16 protein-coding genes are annotated in these 17856 nt (G+C 74.7%); 7 read left to right on the top strand and 9 right to left on the bottom strand.

Going from position 1 to position 17856, the window contains the following annotated elements; genetic code table 11:
* Positions 1 to 123: 123 nt before the first annotated feature.
* The 4 genes from I003_RS0109215 to pepN all read right to left on the bottom strand — a co-directional run bounded on the left by I003_RS0109215 (position 124) and on the right by pepN (position 6484).
* Entirely contained in the window at positions 124 to 825 is a 702-nt protein-coding gene (locus tag I003_RS0109215) for an SIMPL domain-containing protein (protein WP_027771269.1), read from the bottom strand.
* Positions 822 to 2240 carry a SidA/IucD/PvdA family monooxygenase gene (locus tag I003_RS0109210; protein ID WP_027771268.1) on the bottom strand — a complete coding sequence of 473 codons (1419 nt, stop codon included), beginning with the start codon at positions 2238 to 2240 and terminating at the stop codon, positions 822 to 824. The genes I003_RS0109215 and I003_RS0109210 overlap by 4 nt, the downstream gene beginning before the upstream one ends.
* Positions 2230 to 3687: an aminotransferase class V-fold PLP-dependent enzyme gene (locus tag I003_RS0109205; protein ID WP_027771267.1), complete on the bottom strand. Its 1458-nt coding sequence runs from the start codon at positions 3685 to 3687 to the stop codon at positions 2230 to 2232. Before I003_RS0109205 ends, I003_RS0109210 begins: the two co-directional genes overlap by 11 nt.
* 235 nt (positions 3688 to 3922) lie before the next feature.
* Complete coding sequence (gene pepN, locus I003_RS0109200; RefSeq protein ID WP_027771266.1) at positions 3923 to 6484, bottom strand: aminopeptidase N; 2562 nt, start codon at positions 6482 to 6484, stop codon at positions 3923 to 3925.
* 115 nt (positions 6485 to 6599) lie between these two features.
* On the opposite strand from pepN, the gene I003_RS0109195 reads away from it, so the two are divergent.
* Positions 6600 to 7430, top strand: coding sequence for a hypothetical protein (locus tag I003_RS0109195; RefSeq protein ID WP_027771265.1), 831 nt, complete (start codon positions 6600 to 6602; stop codon positions 7428 to 7430).
* A 61-nt stretch (positions 7431 to 7491) separates the two neighbouring features.
* Here the strand turns inward: I003_RS0109195 and I003_RS0109190 are convergent, their stop codons facing one another.
* Positions 7492 to 7851, bottom strand: a complete 360-nt coding sequence (locus I003_RS0109190; RefSeq protein WP_027771264.1) for a chorismate mutase — start codon at positions 7849 to 7851, stop codon at positions 7492 to 7494.
* Between the two features lie 93 nt (positions 7852 to 7944).
* Between I003_RS0109190 and I003_RS0109185 the strand changes: the two genes are divergently transcribed.
* The 5 genes from I003_RS0109185 (at position 7945) to I003_RS0109165 (ending at position 13244) form a co-directional block, all read left to right on the top strand.
* Complete coding sequence (locus I003_RS0109185; protein ID WP_027771263.1) at positions 7945 to 8880, top strand: DMT family transporter; 936 nt, start codon at positions 7945 to 7947, stop codon at positions 8878 to 8880.
* Positions 8881 to 9020: 140 nt separating this feature from the next.
* Positions 9021 to 9956: an ATP-binding cassette domain-containing protein gene (locus tag I003_RS0109180; RefSeq protein ID WP_027771262.1), complete on the top strand. Its 936-nt coding sequence runs from the start codon at positions 9021 to 9023 to the stop codon at positions 9954 to 9956.
* A complete protein-coding gene (locus I003_RS0109175; RefSeq protein ID WP_027771261.1) occupies positions 9953 to 10783 on the top strand; it encodes an ABC transporter permease in 831 nt (276 codons plus the stop codon). Before I003_RS0109180 ends, I003_RS0109175 begins: the two co-directional genes overlap by 4 nt.
* 224 nt (positions 10784 to 11007) lie before the next feature.
* Positions 11008 to 12585, top strand: a complete 1578-nt coding sequence (locus I003_RS31745) for a sensor histidine kinase (protein ID WP_486584144.1) — start codon at positions 11008 to 11010, stop codon at positions 12583 to 12585.
* A complete protein-coding gene (locus I003_RS0109165) occupies positions 12582 to 13244 on the top strand; it encodes a response regulator transcription factor (protein WP_027771260.1) in 663 nt (220 codons plus the stop codon). The genes I003_RS31745 and I003_RS0109165 overlap by 4 nt, the downstream gene beginning before the upstream one ends.
* Positions 13245 to 13316: 72 nt before the next feature.
* Here I003_RS0109165 and I003_RS0109160 read toward each other — a convergent pair whose 3' ends face one another.
* On the bottom strand, positions 13317 to 14228 hold the full coding sequence (locus I003_RS0109160) for a helix-turn-helix domain-containing protein (RefSeq protein ID WP_027771259.1): 912 nt from the start codon (positions 14226 to 14228) through the stop codon (positions 13317 to 13319).
* Between the two features lie 286 nt (positions 14229 to 14514).
* A complete protein-coding gene (locus I003_RS0109155) occupies positions 14515 to 14985 on the bottom strand; it encodes a PPOX class F420-dependent oxidoreductase (protein ID WP_027771258.1) in 471 nt (156 codons plus the stop codon).
* A gap of 78 nt (positions 14986 to 15063) precedes the next feature.
* On the opposite strand from I003_RS0109155, the gene I003_RS0109150 reads away from it, so the two are divergent.
* A complete protein-coding gene (locus I003_RS0109150; RefSeq protein WP_027771257.1) occupies positions 15064 to 15981 on the top strand; it encodes a hypothetical protein in 918 nt (305 codons plus the stop codon).
* A gap of 30 nt (positions 15982 to 16011) precedes the next feature.
* On the opposite strand, the gene I003_RS0109145 is transcribed toward I003_RS0109150, so the two are convergent.
* Both I003_RS0109145 and I003_RS0109140 read right to left on the bottom strand, forming a co-directional pair.
* Entirely contained in the window at positions 16012 to 16839 is an 828-nt protein-coding gene (locus I003_RS0109145) for a carbohydrate ABC transporter permease (RefSeq protein WP_027771256.1), read from the bottom strand.
* Positions 16836 to 17831: a carbohydrate ABC transporter permease gene (locus I003_RS0109140; protein ID WP_027771255.1), complete on the bottom strand. Its 996-nt coding sequence runs from the start codon at positions 17829 to 17831 to the stop codon at positions 16836 to 16838. Before I003_RS0109140 ends, I003_RS0109145 begins: the two co-directional genes overlap by 4 nt.
* Positions 17832 to 17856: the final 25 nt, after the last annotated feature.

The following is a 17856-nucleotide window of genomic DNA, read 5'->3' as shown; positions in this document are numbered from 1 at the left end:
TATGACTTACCGACAGGTAGGGAACCGGCTCTCGGCCATTCCCGAACGACATTTGAGCGAAGGTCTATTGAGATCGAGGTGACAACTCATAAAACGTGCGGGCCGCTGCTCTGATGAGCGGTATCAGAGGCGCGGACGGGTCATGACGAACCGTGCGTTCACTCGTGCGCAGACAGTCTGCCGCTGAGGTTCGAGATCCAGTGCGGGGGGCGCTTCGGCGCCGGATCCGGGCGCGGCGCCGAAGCCGCGGGGGGCCTCCGCGGCCATCCACATCTCGGGGCGCTCCGCGCCGTCGTCGGCGATCTCCACGACCGCCGTCAGCTCCGCGCCCAGCGCCTCGGCATACTCGCGGGCGCGCGTCACCGCCTCCCGCACCGCCTGCTGCCGCGCCTCGCGGTGCACGGGCGAGTCCGGACGAAGCTCCCACCAGGGGCCGTCGACGCTCGTCAGGTCGAGGTCGGCGGCCCGGGTGCTCAGCTCGCCGAGCGCGGTGAAGTCGCTGAAAGTCGCCGTCAGCCGGACCCGGCCGTGGTAACGGCGCACGCGCTCCCCGCGGCCGTGCCGGCCGAGTTCGGGGGTCACGAGCAGCGAGCCGCTCTCCAGCCTCTCGACCGCGTCGCCGTACGACTTGATCAGCTCGCGCGCCTCGGCGTTGCGGCGGGTCAGGTCCGCCAGCGCGGCGCGCCGGTCGGTGCCGCGCACGAAGACGGTGACGGCGATCCGGGCGATCTCGGGGTCGACTTCGAGCCGGGACTCGCCGCGGACCGCGAGACGCGGTTCGTCGGGGGTGCCGTAGGGGGCCGGGACGGGAGGCGGGTTCGTCATGCCTTCACTGTGCCAGGGTCCGGCGTGCGCGGGATCCCGGGCGCCGGCGCGTCGGGGCGTTCGCGCCGGGACTGCCGGAGCCCGAAGGTGGTGAACGCGGTACGGCGCGGCAGCGGGTACGGCTCCGCGCCGGTGACGTCGTCGAGGATGACTGCGCTGCGGTGGGCGGCCAGCCCCAGGTCGGGGGTGCCGATCCCGTGCGTGTGCCGCAGGGCGTTCTGGACGTAGATCCGGCCCGTGACCGCCGGGTCGAGAACGAGGCGGTGCCGCTCGTCGACCCGCGGGCGGCCGGCGTCGTCGCGGCGCAGCAGCGGCTCCAGCGGGGCGAGGAGACCGTCGAGCGGGCGCTCACGGTAGCCGGTGGCGAGCACGACGGCGTCGGTGCGCAGCGTCTCGCGGGTGCCCTGTGCGGCGTGCTCCAGGTGCAGTTCGACGCGGTCGGGGCCGAGGCGGCCCGCGGTGCGTACGGTGACGCCGGGGGTGAGGACGGCGTCGGGCCAGCCGCCGCCGAGCGTGCGGCGGTACAGCTCGTCGTGCACGGCGGCGATGGTCCCGGCGTCGATGCCCTTGTACAACTGCCACTGCCGGGGCAGCAGGTCGTCGCGCACGGCGTCGGGCAGCCCGTGGAAGTAGCGGGCGTAGTCGGGGGTGAACTGCTCCAGCCCCAGCTTGCTGTACTCCATCGGCGCGAACGCCGGGGTCCGGGCCAGCCAGTGCAGCCCCTCCGCACCCGCGGGCCGGGCCCGCAGCAGGTCGAGGAAGACCTCCGCCCCGGACTGTCCGGCGCCGATGACGGTGACGTGCCCGGCGGCGACGAGCCGTGCGCGGTGGGTCAGATAGTCCGCGGAGTGCACGACGTCGGCCGCGGACGAGGCGGCGAGCGGGCGCAGCGCCTCCGGCACGTACGGCTCGGTGCCCACGCCGACGACGAGGTGCCGGGCGTGGGCGCGGCCCAGCGCCCACGCCTCGCCGTCGGCGTCGAGCTGGGTGAAGTCCGCCTCGAACAGGCCGTCCTCCGCGTTCCAGCGGACGTCCTCGACCTGGTGGCCGAAGTGCAGGCCGGGAAGCTGTCCGCTGACCCAGCGGCAGTAGGCGTCGTACTCGGCGCGGTGGGCGTGGAAGCGCTCGGCGAAGTAGAAGGGGTACAGCCGCTCGCGCACCCGCAGATAGTTGAGGAAGCTGAAAGGGCTGGTGGGGTCGGCGAGCGTGACGAGGTCGGCGAGGAAGGGCACCTGCAGGGTGGTGCCCTCGATGAGGAGCCCGGGGTGCCAGCGGAACTCGGTGTGGCGCTCGTAGAACGCGGTGGTCAGGCCCCCGACGCGGGCGGCGAGGGCGGCGAGGGAGAGGTTGAACGGGCCGATGCCGATCCCGGCGAGGTCCAGCGGGCGCCGGCGGCCGGGGTGCTCAGCGGGCATCGGGGGCGGTTCCGTTCTCGCGGTCCTGCCGGGGCGGAGGGTCCGGTGCCCGGTGGGCCTCGGTGACGAGCTTGAGCAGGTTGCGCAGGTCGCCGGGGTGGACATGGGGGTTGAGCAGGGTCGCCTTCAGCCAGCGCCGGCCGCCCGCCTGCGCCCGCCCGAGGACCGCGTGCCCGTCGGCGAGCAGCCGCCGCCGCAGCGCCGCGACCGCGGCGTCGTCCGCGCCCGCGGGCCGGAAGAGGACCGTGGTCAGCTCCGGCGGCGCGTACAGCTCCAGCTCGGGGTCGTCCGTGACCAGCTCCGCGAGCCGCGCCGCCGCGGCGAAGGTCCTCTCCACCAGCTCCGCGACCCCCGCGCGGCCGAGGGCGCGCAGGGTGACGGCGACCTTGAACACGTCGGCGCGGCGCGTGGTGCGCAGCGAGCGGTGCAGCAGGGCGGGCAGCCCGGCGTCGGTGTCGTCGTCGGCGCTGAGGTAGTCGGCGGTGTACGCGAGCGGGGCCAGGTCGGCGTCGTCGCGTACGGCCAGGAAGCCGGCGGCGATCGGCTGCCAGCCCAGCTTGTGCAGGTCGAGCGCGACGGTGTGGGCCCGGTCGAGCCCGGCGACGAGGTGCGCGCGGCTCGGGGCGAGCAGCAGCAGCCCTCCGTACGCGGCGTCGACGTGCAGCCGGGCACCGTGGGCCGCGGCGGCGTCGGCGAGTTCCGGCAGCGGGTCGACGGCACCGGTGTCGGTGGTGCCGGCGGTGGCCACGACCAGCGCCGGTCCCGGCGCACCGCCCGGGCCGCGGACCTGCGCGAGTACGTCCCGTACGGCGCCGGGGTCGAGCACGCCGCGGGGCGTCGGCACGACGTGCGGGGCCCGCATGCCCAGCAGCCACGCGGCGCGGCCGACGCTGTGGTGGGCGTGGGCACCGGCGATCACCTGCACGCCGGGGCCGAGGAGTTCGCGGGCGAGCAGCAGCGCGAGCTGGTTGGACTCCGTGCCGCCGGTGGTGACCAGCGCGTCGGGGCGCGCGGCGCCGGGGTGGACCTCGGCGGCGACCGCGGCGGCCACCTCGGCCTCCAGCTCGGCGGCGGCCGGGGCCTGGTCCCAGGAGTCCAGCGACGGGTTGAGCGCCCCGGCCGCGAGGTCCGCCGCGGCGGCGACGGCGAGCGGCGGGGCGTGCAGATGGGCGGCGCAGTGGGGGTCCGCCGGGTCGGCGGCGCCCTCGGCGAGGAGGCCGACGAAGTCGGCAAGGGCCGCCTGTGCACCGACGCCGGTGTCGGGCAGCACGGGGCGGACGGCCTCGCGGACCCGGTGGGCGACGGCCGCCGGGCCGCCGGCGGGCAGCGGCCCCCGGCGGCGGGCGGCGCCGTCGCCGAGGGCGGCGAGAACGGTGTCGAGGTACGGGCGGAGGGCGCGGGGGCCGGCGGGGCCGCCCGCGAGGGCGGCTTCGGCGGCAGCGGGCATGCAGGCTCCTGGGGGCGCCGGTCCCGGAGGACCGGGTGAGGTAAAGCGGCCCTAAGCTACTTCGCGATGTCGCCGAAACGTACCGATCTGCCCGGGAGTTCGCCCGTACGTGGGAACACGCGGGGACGCGGAGGGGCGCCTTCCCCGATCTGCTACGGGACCGGGCGCACCACGGTGACGGTGGCGTACCCGGCCGCCGGGCGCGGTTCCCGTGCCGCACCCGGCCGCGGGCCCGCTACTTGTCCCCGGAGACCGCCGCCTCCCGTACGCGCAGCGCCCGGCCCAGGTCGTCGAGCTGGTCGGCCAGCCGCCGGCGCAGCGCCGGCACCAGGTCGTCGCGCTTGAGGCACTCCTCGCCGAGCCGCAGCGTCTCGCTGTCCACGAACCCCCGCGGGAACCCCCAGCGCCCGGCCGCCTGGGCTATGGCGGGGCCGCGGCGGTGGGCGAGGGCCGGCGTCTCCGCGAACCAGCGGGCCACGTACGGCTCCAGCACCTCGCGGTGCTCCGGCTGCCAGAAGCCGAGGGCGGTCGCGGTGAACAGGTAGTTGGAGGGTTCCGCGCCGCCGGCCGCGGTCCCGTCCCCGTACATCGCCTCCCAGGCCGTCGCCTTCGCCTCGGCATCCGGCAGCGCTGCCAGGCACCGCGCCGCCCCCTCCTGCGCGGAGGCACCGGGGTCGCGGGCCACCTCCGCCTCGATGCGCTCGGGGGTGGCGGCGCCGAGGACGGCGAGCCGGGCCAGGCAGCGCCAGCGCAGATCGGGGTCGAGCACGGGGCCGCCGGGGACGGTGCCGGCGGCAAGCCAGTCGCGTACCTCGTCGGGCTCGTCGGCGCAGTCGATGAGGGTGCGTACGGCCGCGAGACGCAGCCCGGGATCGGCCTTCCCGTCGGCGCGGCGCAGCAGTTCGCGGCAGGTCGCCGCGAGGGTCGCGCGGGCGGCCGGGCGGTCCGCGTCGGGGACGTAGTCGGTCGCGACCGGCCCGCGGGCGAAGCCCAGCACGCCCTGGACCACGGCCAGGTCGTCCTCCGCTGGCAGGTGCACGGCGGCGGCCCGCAGGTAGTCGGCGGGCGGGAGTTCGGCGTCGCGGGCCATGTCGCGGGCGGCGTTCCACAGCACGGCGCGGCTGAGCGGGCCGGGGATGCCGGACAGGCAGCGAAGGGCGGTCTCCCAGGAGCGCTCGTCGAGCCGGATCTTGGCGTACGTGAGGTCGCCGTCGTTGACGAGGACGAGGTCGGGCGCCCGGCCCTGGGCGGACGCCGACTTCAGCCCGAGGTCGGCGGCGAACTCCTGCGCCTCCTTCGCGCGCAGCACCATCCGGCCGGGCTCGCCGGGCACCTCGTCGTAGAGGCCGACGTCCAGCCGGTGCGGGCGGCGCCCGGTGTGCTCGACCTCCAGCACCCACACGTCGCCCTCGCCCTCCCAGGTCTCGGGCCGGAAGGTGTCGACACCGGTGGTGCGCAGCCAGGCGTCGGCCCACCCGGGCACGTCGCGGCCGGAGGCGCGGGCCATGGCCTCGATGAAGTCGGCGAGGGTGGCGTTGCCGAAGCGGTGCCGGGAGAAGTAGTCGTCGAGCCCGGCGAAGAAGTCCTTCTCCCCCATCCAGGCGACGAGTTGCCGCAGCACGCTCGCGCCCTTCGCGTACGAGATGCCGTCGAAGTTCTGCAGCGCGGAGGCGCTGTCGGCGACGCGCGGCGGGGCGACGGGGTGGGTGGAGGGCCGCTGGTCGGCGTCGTAGCCCCAGCTCTTGCGGGCGATGGCGAAGTCGGTCCAGGTGCCGGTGAAGCGGGTGGCCTCGGTGACGATCTGGTAGCCCATGTACTCGGCGAAGGACTCGTTCAGCCAGATGTCGTCCCACCAGCGCAGGGTGACCAGGTCGCCGAACCACATGTGCGCCATCTCGTGCGCGATGACCATGGCGCGGGTCTGGCGCTCGGTGTCGGTGACGGCGGAACGGTAGACGAACTCGTCGCGGAAGGTGACCAGGCCCGGGTTCTCCATGGCGTTGGCGTTGAACTCCGGGACGAACGCCTGGTCGTAGGAGTCGAAGGGGTACGGCTCGGCGAAGCGCTCGTGGTAGCGGTCGAAGCAGCGCCGGGTGATGTCGAACAACTCGTCGGCGTCGGCGTCGAGGTGGGCGGCGAGCGAGCGGCGGCAGTGCAGGCCGAAGGGCAGCCCGGCGTGCTCGGCGTGGACGGAGTGCCAGGGCCCGGCGGCGACGGCGACGAGGTACGTGGCCAGCGGCGGGGTGGTGGTCAGCCGCCAGCGGACGCCGCCCGCGCGATCGGCTTCCCCCTCCCCGGGGGCGTTCTCCTGATGGGCGATGCCGTTGCCGAGCACGGTCCAGCCGGCGGGCGCGGTGACGGAGACGTCGAAGACGGCCTTGAGATCGGGCTGGTCGAACGCGGCGAAGACACGCTGCACGTCGTCCAGGAAGAGCTGGCTGTAGACGTAGGTCTCGCCGTCGGCGGGGTCCGTGAAGCGGTGCATACCCTCGCCGGTGCGCGAGTAGCGCATGACGGCCTCGACGCGCAGTTCGTGCTCGCCCTCGCCGAGTTGCAGCGCGAGGCGGTTGTCGTCGAGCGCGCCGTTGTCCAGGTCCCGGCCGTCGAGGGTGACACGGACCAGCTCGGCGGGCTTGATCTCGACGAACGTCTCCGCCGCGGCGCGGGCGGTGAAGGTGATGACGGCGCTGGAGCCGAAGACCTCCTCACCGCGCGTCAGGTCGAGGTCGACGGCGTAGTGGCGGACGTCCAGCAGGTCGGCGCGGAGCTGCGCCTCGGCGCGGGTGAGTGCGGGCATGGGCCATATGCTGCCTCACGACCTGCGGGTATGACGACACCCGGGCGGCTCCGGGCCTCCCGCTCGCGTCCGCGGCCGGCCCTCCGCGGGGACGCGCCCGGCTACGCTGACCGGCGTGCCGGACAGAACCCTGGAGGCGCTGGGCCTCGCGACCGTGCCCCTGCTGGAACCGCTGACGTACCCGGGGCCGCCGGTGCCCGGTCCGTCGCTGCTCACCGGCGACCGGCTGCTGCCGCTGCGGACCGGGCCGGGCGGCGTGGGGCGGTGGCGGGTGGCGGACGGCGGTACGGCCACGGGGCTGGACGAGGTGCTGACCGCGCTGGGACAGGCGCCGGCCGCGGCGCGGGTCCCGGTGCTGGCGCTGGGGTCCAACGCGGCGCCGGGGCAGTTGCGCCACAAGCTGACGCGCCTGGGGCTCCCCGCCGTGGTGCCGGTCACACCGGCCGTCGTCGGCGGCCTCGGCGTCGGCGTCTCGGCGCACATCAGCCGCGCGGGGTACGTCGCGGCGGCCCCGTACGCCGACCGGGCCGCCGGGTCGCGGCTGTGGGTCACGTGGCTGGACGAGGAGCAACTGCGCGCCGTGGACGCCACGGAGGTGCCGAACTACGGGCGCGCGCTGCTGCCGGCCGCGCAGTTCCCGGCGCGGCTGCCGACCGGCGAGGTACTGCCGGGCACGTACATCTACTACAACTCCCGCGGCGTCCTCTCCGGTGCCCACCGCCGCCCGCTCCCCCACACCCCGGACCAGTCCGCCCTGCTGGACCGCCTCCTCACCGCCTCCCCCCGGCTGCACGGCCTCCTGGGGCCGACGCCGGGCGACTGGGTCGCCCGCGCGGGGGCCGACGCGGAGGCGCGGAAGGCGGCGGGGCGGATCTTCGCCGAGGAGGGCTGGCTGCTGCCGGAAAGGGCCTTCGCGGCGTACGACGTGCACGCGGGCGGGGATTAGGGGCGGCGTCCGGCCTGCCGCGGGACGGGCCGGAGCACGCTCCCGAGGCGCCGCGCGGCTGTCACTCGCCCGCGGGCGGCTCCGGGGGGGCGGAGTTGGCGATCGTCTCGTGGTGCCGGATGACCTCGGCGATGATGAAGTTGAGAAGTTTCTCCGCAAATGCCGGATCCAGCTTGGCGCTCTCCGCCAGCTCCCGGAGACGGATGATCTGGCGGGCCTCGCGGGCGGGGTCGGCGGGGGGCAGGTGGTGGGCGGCCTTGAGGCGGCCCACCTGCTGGGTGCATTTGAAGCGTTCGGCGAGCATGTGCACGACGGCCGCGTCGATGTTGTCGATGCTGTCGCGGAGACGGGCCAGCTCGGCTCGTACGGCGGCTTCGGAGAGGCCGTCCATGGCCGACGGGGACGTGGAGTGGTCGGTCATCGGGCCACGGTAACAGGGGCGGGTGCGTTGTCAGTGCCGGCTGTTAGGTTCCTGGTCATGGCAAACGTGCAGGCGGGGACGGACCGGCGGGCGATGGCCGCCGCGGCGGTGACGGTGGTGCTGTGGGCCTCGGCGTTCGTCTCCATCCGGGACGCGGGCGAGCACTTCAGCCCCGGTGCGCTGGCGCTCGGGCGGCTGCTGGCCGGCTCGGCCGCCCTGGCGCTGATCCTCGCCGTGCGCCGCGAGGGGCTGCCGCCGCGGGCGGCGTGGCCGGGCATCGCCGTCTCCGGCACGCTCTGGTTCGGGGTGTACATGGTGGCGCTCAACTGGGGTGAGCAGTTGGTCGACGCGGGCACGGCCGCCATGGTCGTCAACGTCGGGCCCATGCTCATAGCCGTGCTCAGCGGCTGGCTGCTGAAGGAGGGGTTCCCCCCGGCGCTGCTGGCCGGCCTGGGCGTGTCCTTCGCGGGCGCCGTGGTGGTCGGCATATCGACGTCCGACGGGGGCGGTTCCTCGCTCGGCGGATTGCTGCTGTGCCTGCTGGCCGCGGCGACGTACGCGAGCGGGGTGGTCAGCCAGAAGCCGGCCCTGGCGCACGCCTCACCGCTGCAGGTCACGACCTTCGGCTGTATGACGGGAGCGGTGCTGTGCCTGCCGTTCGCGGGGCAGTTGGCGGGGCAGGCGGGCGACGCGCCGCTGTCGGCCACCGCCAACGTGGTGTATCTCGGCATCTTCCCGACGGCACTGGCGTTCACGACGTGGGCCTACGCGCTGGCGCGGACCACGGCCGGGAAGATGGGCGCCACGACGTACGCCGTGCCGGCTCTGGTGGTGCTGATGTCCTGGGCGGCGCTCGGCGAGGTGCCGGAGGCGGCAACGCTGCTGGGCGGCGCGCTGTGCCTGGCGGGTGTGGCCGTGTCGCGGCGGCAGGGCATCCGCGGGAAGACGCGCCTGGTCACCTCGGGCGGCGCGGCGCCGGAGACCGGGGCGGCGGTCGGGGAGCCGGCGCGCGAGGAGAAGCCCTGCTGAGCGTCGGGCAGGCGTGGCCCCGCTGAGCGGAGGGGATGTCCCCGGGCCGTAGCGGGGGTCCTCCCGTGGTACTACGGCGTCGCGCGGATACGAGCCGTGGTCGGACGATCGGCGCGGGTGCGCGGCCTAGCGTCGACGGTATGACCATCGAAGCACGCGGACTCACCAAGCGGTACGGCGAGAAGACCGCCGTCGACGAACTGACGTTCACCGTTCGCCCGGGAACCGTGACCGGCTTCCTCGGGCCCAACGGCGCCGGCAAGTCCACCACGATGCGCCTCATCGTGGGCCTGGACGCGCCGACCCGCGGGTCCGTCACGGTCAACGGGCGCCCGTACGCCCGGCATCCGGCGCCCCTCGCGGAAGTCGGAGCGCTGCTGGAGGCACGCTCCGTCCACACCGGGCGCAGCGCCTACAAGCATCTGCTCGCGCTCGCCCTCACCCACGGCATCCCGCGGGCCCGGGTGGAGGAGGTGATCGAGGCCGTGGGGCTGGCCGGTGTGGCGCGCAGGCGTGCCGGCGGGTTCTCGCTGGGCATGGGGCAGCGGCTCGGCATCGCCGCCGCGCTGCTGGCCGACCCGGCGGTCGTCGTGCTCGACGAACCGGTCAACGGCCTCGACCCCGAGGGCGTGCTGTGGATCCGCAACCTGCTCAAGGAGCTGGCGGCGGAGGGCCGCACGGTGTTCGTCTCGTCGCACCTGATGAGCGAGATGGCGCTGACCGCCGAGCACCTGGTCGTCGTCGGCCGCGGGCGGCTGCTCGCGGACACCACGATGGCGGAGTTCGTGCGGTCCGCCGGGCGCGACGAGGTGGCGCTGAAATCGCCGCAGGCGGGCCTGTTGCGGGAGCTGCTGGCCGGGCCGGGCGTGGAGATCGTCTCGGACGCGCCGGGCGAGCTGCGGGTGCGCGGTGTCGGCGCCGAGGACATCGGTCTGACGGCCGCCGCGCACAGCGTGCCGCTGTTCGAGCTGACGCCGCACCGGGTGTCGCTGGAGGAGGCGTTCATGGAGCTGACCCGGGATGCCGTCGAGTACCACGCCCCCGCCGCGGGGCGTAAGGAGGAGATCGCCGCATGAGCACCCCGTCCCTCACCGCGCCCGGCCCGGGCGGCACGGCCGCCGGTGCCCGCCGCAGCGCCGGATACCGGGTGACGTACCCGCGCGTGCTGCGCGCGGAGTGGTCGAAGCTGTGGTCGCTGCGCTCGACCTGGTACGCGCTGGCCGCCGTGGTCGTGCTGGCCGCCGGCATCGGCCTCGCGATCGGCGCCACGTACACCGACGGCGGCGGCGACGGTCCCCGGGACCCCGTCGAGGTCAGTCTGCTGGGCCTGAACTTCGGCTTGCTGATTCTGCCCGTGCTGGGCATCCTCACCGCCGCCGGCGAGTGGTCGACGGGGATGGTGCGGGCCACGATGGCGGCGGTGCCGCGCCGGTTGCCGGTGTTGTGGGCCAAGGCGGCCGTCTTCGGCGCCGTGAGCTTCGTCGTGACGCTGGCGACGGCGCTGGTGACGTTCCCGCTGGCGCACGCGTTCCTCGCCGACACCCCCATCGCCGCCGGCCTCGGCGACCCCGGGGTGGCACGGGCGCTGGTCACCACGGCCGCGGGGGCGGCTCTGGTCGCCGTGCTCGGGGTGGCCGCCGGGGCGCTGCTGCGCAGCATCCCGGCGTCGATCGGGGCGTTCGTGGCGGTGCTGATGGTGGTGCCGAGCGTGGTGCCGCTGCTGCCGTACGCGTGGGTCGAGGACGCGGTGGCGTACACGCCGCTGGCCGCCATGGAACCGCTGATGGCCGCCCACCCGGCGCCGGAGCTGCCGGCGGTCGGCACCGCACTGGTCAGCATGGTCCTCTGGGCGGCCGCCGGGCTGGCCGCGGCGGCGCTGCGGCTCCGGCGCAGTGACGTCTGAGCCTCGCTGGGCCACCATGGGCCGGGGACGGGCGGGCGGGGACGGCAGGGGCGGCGGGATGACACGGGAAACGACGGCACGGCATGCGGAGGGGTCCGCCGCGGGCGGGGGCCCGGCGACGGCGCCGGGCACGGGCACGGATCCGGCGCCCCTGCCCCCCCCCCACGCACCGGATCCACGCCGCCGCGCAGCGCGTACGGGCCTTCGACGCCCGCCGTCCGGCCGTGTGGGACGCGGTGCTGACCTGCCTCGTCGCCTTCCCGGGTCTCGTCCAGCTCACCGTCGGCGACTGGCGCGAGGACTCCCGTGACGAGCCCGGCGCGGACCCCGCGGAGCTGGCGTCGATGCCGTCGGCCGTGCCGTGGCTGCTCTGGGCGGGCATGGTGTCGACGATGCCGTGGCGCCGGCGGTACCCGTTCGCGGTGTTCTGCGTGGTCGTGGCGCTGACTTTCGTCCACGACGCGTACCACCTGGCGCTCGCCTCGGTCATCGCCCTCGGCGTCGCCCTGCACAACGTCGCGCTGCGGCAGCCGCTGTCGCGGCTGCTGTGGGTCGGCGCGATCCTGGCGGTGGACATCGGCGCGGACGCGCTGCGCGAGCCGCCGGAGGACTTCCTCCGCACGTATGTCCCGGTGGTCGCCATCGTCGCGACGATCGTCATGAGCGGCATCACCGTACGCACCAGGCGCGACTACATCGCCTCGCTGCTGGACCGGGCCGAGCGGCTGGAGGTCGAGCGCGACCAGCGGGCGCGGCTCGCCGCCGCGGCCGAACGGGCGCGGATCGCCCGTGAGATGCACGACATCGTGGCGCACAACCTCTCCGTGATCGTCGGCCTCGCGGACGGCGGGGCGTACGCGGCCCGCGGCGGCGGCCCGGCGGGGGGCGGCACCGGCCACCGGTCCGCCGAGCGGCCGGCGCAGGCGCTGGAGGCGATCTCCGCCACCGGCCGGGAGGCGCTGGACGAGCTGCGCCGGCTGCTGGGCGTCCTGCACGAGGCGGGCCCCGGCCCCGCGCACCTCACGCCGCAGCCGGGACTGGCCGAACTGGAGCCGCTGCTGGAGCGGGTACGGGAGGCGGGGCTGCCGGTGCGCTGTACGGTGCGCGGCGACTCGGGAACGCTGTCCGAGGGACGGCAGTTGACGGTCTACCGGATCGTGCAGGAAGCCCTGACGAACACGCTGAAGCACGGCCGCGGGGGCACGGGCACGACGGCGGAGGTACGGCTCGACTGCGCGGCGGGAGGGGTGGAGATCGAGGTGACGGACACGGGCCGGAGGGCGCCCGCGAAAGGGGGCGGCGGGAGCGGGGGCCGGGACGGGGACGGACGCGGGCACGTACCCGAGGCGGCGGGCGGGGCCGGGGCGGGTGCCGGATCCGCCGTCGGATCCGGCACCGGCGGGGGATCCGTGAGCGGGGCAACCTCCCCCTCCGGCGGTGACCAGGCGGGGGTTCACGGCGGCCGGGGCATCGCGGGCATGCGCGAGCGCGCCGCGGTCTACGGCGGCACCCTCGACGCGGGCCCCGCCCCCGGCGGCGGCTGGCGGGTGTACGCCACGCTGCCGCCCGTGCCGGCGGAGAAGGCGCCCCCCGCGGACGGCGGGCGCCGCCGCAGGCACCACACGGGCGGTGCCGGGCCCACGGCCGGTCCGGGACTTCGCGCGGATCCCGCGGCGGCGGACGCGGACCGCGGGCAACCCGCAGCCGCGGCTCCGCCCGCCGCCGGTGCCGCGCCGGGACCACGCCCCACCGCCGACCGCCCGGCCGCGCCCGGGTCACCGTCGTCGGAGACGGCTCCATGACCAGCGTGCTGATCGTCGACGATCACGCCCTCCAGCGGTTCGGCTTCCGGATGCTGCTGGAGAGCCAGGGCGACATGACCGTCGCGGGCGAGGCCGGCGGTGGCGCCGAGGCGGTGCGGCTCGCCGCCGAACTCCGGCCCGACGTCGTTCTCATGGACGTCCGCATGCCCGGTCTCGACGGCATCGAGGCCACCCGCCGCATCGCGGCCTCCGGCGGCCGTACCCGGGTGCTGATCCTGACGACGTTCGACCTCGACGAGTACGCCTTCGCCGGGCTGCGCGCAGGCGCCAGCGGCTTCCTGGTCAAGGACGCGCTGCCGGACGAACTGCTCGCCGGCATCCGGGCGGTGGCCTCCGGTGACGCCGTGGTCGCCCCGGCGCTGACCCGCCGGCTCATCGAGCGCTACGCGCACCTGCTGCCCGCCCGCGACGAGCCCGCGGGCCCCGACCCGCGGCTCGCCGTGCTCACCGACCGGGAACGCGAGGTGCTGCACGCCGTCGCGCTGGGCTGGACGAACGGCGAGATCGCCGAGCGGATGCACCTCGCCGAGTCGACCGTCAAAACGCACATCGGGCGGATCCTCGGCAAGACCGGCGCCCGCGACCGCGTCCAGGCGGTGATCTTCGCGTACGACACCCGCCTGGTGCACCCCGGCTGACGCGTCCCGAACCGACCGCCCCCGCCGGCCCGCCGGCCGCGACTCCGGCAACGGCTCCGTGGGCGCGACCGCCTACGACTGCCCCGCGCCCGTCCCCCGCGGCGCCCCCTCCGCCATCGGCGGGTCCCCCGGCTCCGGGATGCGGTCGCTCCAGCCGCCCGGCACCGTACGCCCCTGCTGGTCGCGGAAGCGCACCGGCGCCACCCCGACCCGGCGCGTGAAGAGCCGCGAGAAGTACGCCGGGTCGTCGTACCCCACCCGCCGGGCGACCGCCGCGATCGGCAGCTCGGTGGCGGCCAGCAGCTCCTTGGCCCGTCCGAGCCGTATCCCCAGCAGGTAGTCCTTCGGGCTGCACCCCGCCGCCCGCCGCACCGCCGAGCGCAGCTCCGCCGTCGTCATCCCGTGCCGGGCCGCGTGCTCGGCGACGGACAGCGGCAGGAAGGCGTCGCGGGCCAGCGCCGGCAGCACCGGGTCGCCGTCCGGGGCCATGTCCGCGCGCGCCCGCCGCAGCGCCACGAGCAGGTCGTGCACCGCGGCGGACGTCTCGACCTCCAGCATCGGGTTGCCGCGGCGGGCGGCGCGCGCGATGCGGGTGACGACGGTGCGCGGCCCGGTGACGTCGCTGAGGGGGACCACGGGCCGCTCGGGCTGGATGTAGCCCAGTTCGGTGTACGCGGCCACGGCGGACCCGGTGAAGTCGACGAACGCCTCGTCCCAGCCGGTCGCCGGGTCGGGTCCGTAGTGGTGGACGGCGCCCGGCACGAGCCACAGCAGCGCGGGCGCCGCGACGTCCAGCACCGGCCCGTCGCCGCCCCGGAACCAGCCGCGTCCGCTGCTGACGACGACGGCGACGTGGTGGTCGAGCGTGCGCGGCCCGACGACCGGAAGGTCCCCGTACTGCAGGCCGACGCCCAGGCAGACCAGGCCGAGCCTGCGGTGCACCGGGCCGGGGGTGAAGTAGCGCATCCACGTGTGGTGATTCATCGCCCGCCCTCCTCACGTCGCCGCCGCCGGGTCCGGACCCGGGGTCCCGGCGCCGAGTCCCGGCACCGTCGATCTTTGTCCATGGACGGGCGGGTGGCCAGGGGGTGAGAGCAGGTGCCCGGCAATCGGCGGCGAAAGACGGAAATCGGGCGCCCGAGTGCACGGTGGACGGCGACGGCTTCCTGCTCGACGCACCGGCGACGTGCTGCCGCCGGAGTCGGTCGCAGCGGGCGGAGCACCGGTGCTCCGCCCGCGCCCGGGACCGCCGTCCCGGCGTGGACCGCGCCTACGACCCCTCCGCCAGCCGGGCGGGAAAGCCCCCGGTGGCCACCGGGCCCCACCGCTCCGGTGTGATCCGGATCAGCGACTTCCCCTGCTGGACCATGGCCTCGCGGTATTCGTCCCAGTCGGGGTGCTCCCCCGCGATGTTGCGGAAGTACTCCACGAACGGCTCCACGTCCGCCGTCGCGTCGATCACCTCCGCCGTGCCGTCGACCTGCACCCACGGCCCGTTCCACTCGTCGGAGAGCACCACGATCCCGACCCGCGGATCGCGCCGCGCGTTGCGCGTCTTGGCCCGCTCGGGGTAGGTCGACACCACGATGCGCCCCGCGTCGTCCACTCCGCAGGTCAGCGGCGACGCCTGCGGCGAGCCGTCGGCCCGCCGGGTGAGCAGCAGGGCCCGGTGCCGGGGCCGTACGAAATCGAGCAGCCCGGCGAGGTCGACCCGGGTGTTGGTGGCGATGTTCGGACTCATGCGCGTCACGATACGTCGCCCGGGGCGGAGGGGCGCGGGCCCGTACAGTGGGCGGGAGTCGGAACCCTGGGGGCGCCGGTGGAGAGCGTGAGCAAGGTCGTGCACGGTTTTCCGCATCTGCGGACGGTGCGGTCGGCCCTGACGGCGCTGTACCGGCGGTTCACCCCAGAGGTCCTGCACGCCGACTTCGCCGTCAGCGTCTCCCCGGCGGACGTGGCCCTGGACGCCGGCGAGGATCTGCACCTCGGCGTCCAGCGCGTGGCGCACGCGCTGGTCCAGCACCTCCGGCTGCCGGACGCGCGCATGATCGTGAGCTTCCGGGACGTGCCGGAGGCCGCGGTCGTGGAACTGGCCGAGGGCCCGGAGTACTTCATCGAGCTGAACCCGCGCTTCCGCGAGCACCGCCGGGACATCGGCGGGGCGCTGGCGCACGAGGTGATGCACGTCTGCCTGGACCGCCTCGGGCTGTCCTTCCCCGACACCGGGGAGAACGAGATCCTCACCGACACCGCGACCGCCTATCTCGGGGCCGGCTGGCTGCTCCTGGACGCGTTCCGGGAGGGCGGCGGCGCCTTGCAGCGGTTCGGCTATCTGACGCCCGAGGAGTTCGGCTACGTCGTCGCCAAGCGTGCCCTCGCCTTCGGCGAGAGCCCCGAGGTCTGGTTCACCAGCCCGCAGGCGTACGAGGCGTACACCGCCGGCATGGACCTGGCCCGCCGGGACGCCCGGCGCCCGCCGCTGACGGCGAGCGGGCGGCTGGGGCGGCACCGCTACGCGCGGGACCGCAGGCGGGCACGGGAGATGTTCGCGCGGGCGGGCGGCGGCGGGCTGACGACGACGGCCGTCCCCGGCGACGAGTACGCCTTCGAGGACGGCCCCCCGCTGCGGGTGTCGTTCCCGTGCCCCGTCTGCCACCAGCGCATCCGGGTACCGGTGCGCGGCCACGTACATGCGCGCTGCGGGCTGTGCAAGGAGGTGCTGGAGTGCGACACGTGACCGGCCCGCAGGCCCGCACGTGCCGCGGTCTCAGCCCTTGATCGCCCCGGCCGCCAGCCCGGAGGCCAGCCGCCGCTGCACGATCACGAAGAAGATCAGCACCGGCAGGGTGATCAGCGTGGAACTGGCCATCACGGGGCCCCACGCGGTGTCGTTCTCGCCGAAGAACTGGTAGATCCCGACGGCCGCCGTGTACTTGTCACTGTCCTTCATGAACGTGTACGCGAAGACGAACTCGTTCCAGGCCGTGATGAACGCGAACACGCTCGTGGCCACCAGCCCGGGCGCCACCAGCGGCAGCAGCACCGACCAGAACATCCGCGGCCAGGTGCAGCCGTCGATGTACGCCGCCTCCTCGACCTCCTTCGGGACGGTGGCGACGAACCCGCGCAGCGTCCAGATCGCGAACGGCAGCGACAGCGCGATGTAGACGATCGTCAGCCCGAGGAGGCTGTTGAGCATCTCGTAGTCGCGCATCTGCAGGAAGAGCGGGATGACCAGCGCCTCCAGCGGCACCATCTGCACGATCAGGATCATGATCAGCACGGAGGTGCGGAACCGGAACCGGAAGCGCGCCACGGCCACGGCCGCGAAGAGCGACAGCGCGGCGGCGGCCAGGATGGTGCCGAGGCCGACGATCGCCGAGTTCAGCAGGTAACGGTCGAAGTCGCCCTCGTTCCACACCCGGCTGAAGTGCTCGAACGACACGCCGCTCGGCAGGAGGTCCGAACCGCGCGAGGAGGCCCGCGGGTCCAGCGCCGTGCTCATCATCCAGTACACGGGGAAGAGGGTGAAGATCAGCAGTCCCGCGACGGCGGCCGGCAGGCCGACGCGCGAGGCGATCGAGGTGCGCTTCACAGGTCCTCCTCCCCCTGCCGGAAGAGCGTGCGGATGTAGACGAGGGTGATGGCGATGAGCAGCAGCGTGAGCATCACGGCCGCGGCGGCGCCGGCCCCGTAGTCGTTCTTGGCGAAAGCCTCGATGTAGGAGTACACGCCGAGGTTCATGACGTCCTCGTTGCTTCCGCTGCCGCCGGGCATGAGGAAGATCTGGGTGAAGACCTTGAAGTCCCAGATGGTCGAGAGGATGGTCACGACCAGGAAGATCGGCCGCAGCGCCGGCACGGTGATGCGCCAGAACCGCTGCCAGCCGCTCGCACCGTCGATCATCCCCGCCTCGTACAGCTCCTTCGGCACGGTCATCAGGCCCGCGAGCACGGTGATGGCGACGAAGGGGAAGCCGTGGTGGATGACGTTCAGGGTGGCGATGGCGTAGAAGCCGAGCCGCTCGGTGAACCAGTTGGTGGTCTCGGGGTCGATGAGCCCGAGCCCGCCGGCGACCCGGCTCATCAGCCCGTCCTCCGGCGCGAAGAGCCACACCCAGACGTAGGTGCCGGTGACCGCCGGCATCGCCCAGGCGGCCATGATCGCGGTGGAGCAGATCACCCGCCATACGGTGCCCAGCCGGTTCAGCAGCAGCGCGACGAGGGTGCCGAACCCCACGGTGAGGATGACGCAGGCGAACGCGAAGAACGCCGTGTTCGGCAGGACCGTGCGCCACAGCAGCTCGTTGGAGAGCAGGGCGGTGTAGTTGTCGAAGCCGGTCCAGGTGCCGACGCCGCCGCCGAACTTGACCTCGTACTCCTGCAGGGACAGCTTGCCGACCTCGACCAGCGGCCACAGCAGCAGACCGGCGAGCACCAGGAGGGAGGGTGCCAGCAGCAGCCACGGCCGGGTCACGGTCACCAGCCGCTTGCGGCGGCGCGCGGCGTCGGCGGAGGCGCGGCCGGGCCGCGACGGTTCCTGTGCGGGAGGAACCAGCGCGGCGCCGGCGGTGAGCGATTCCTTCACGGTGTCTTTCCGTGTCCTTGTACGA

The sequence above is a fragment of the Streptomyces sp. CNQ329 genome (assembly GCF_000482585.1).
Note: the sequence above shows the minus strand (reverse complement) of the source record. Positions and strands in the feature narration are given on the sequence as shown.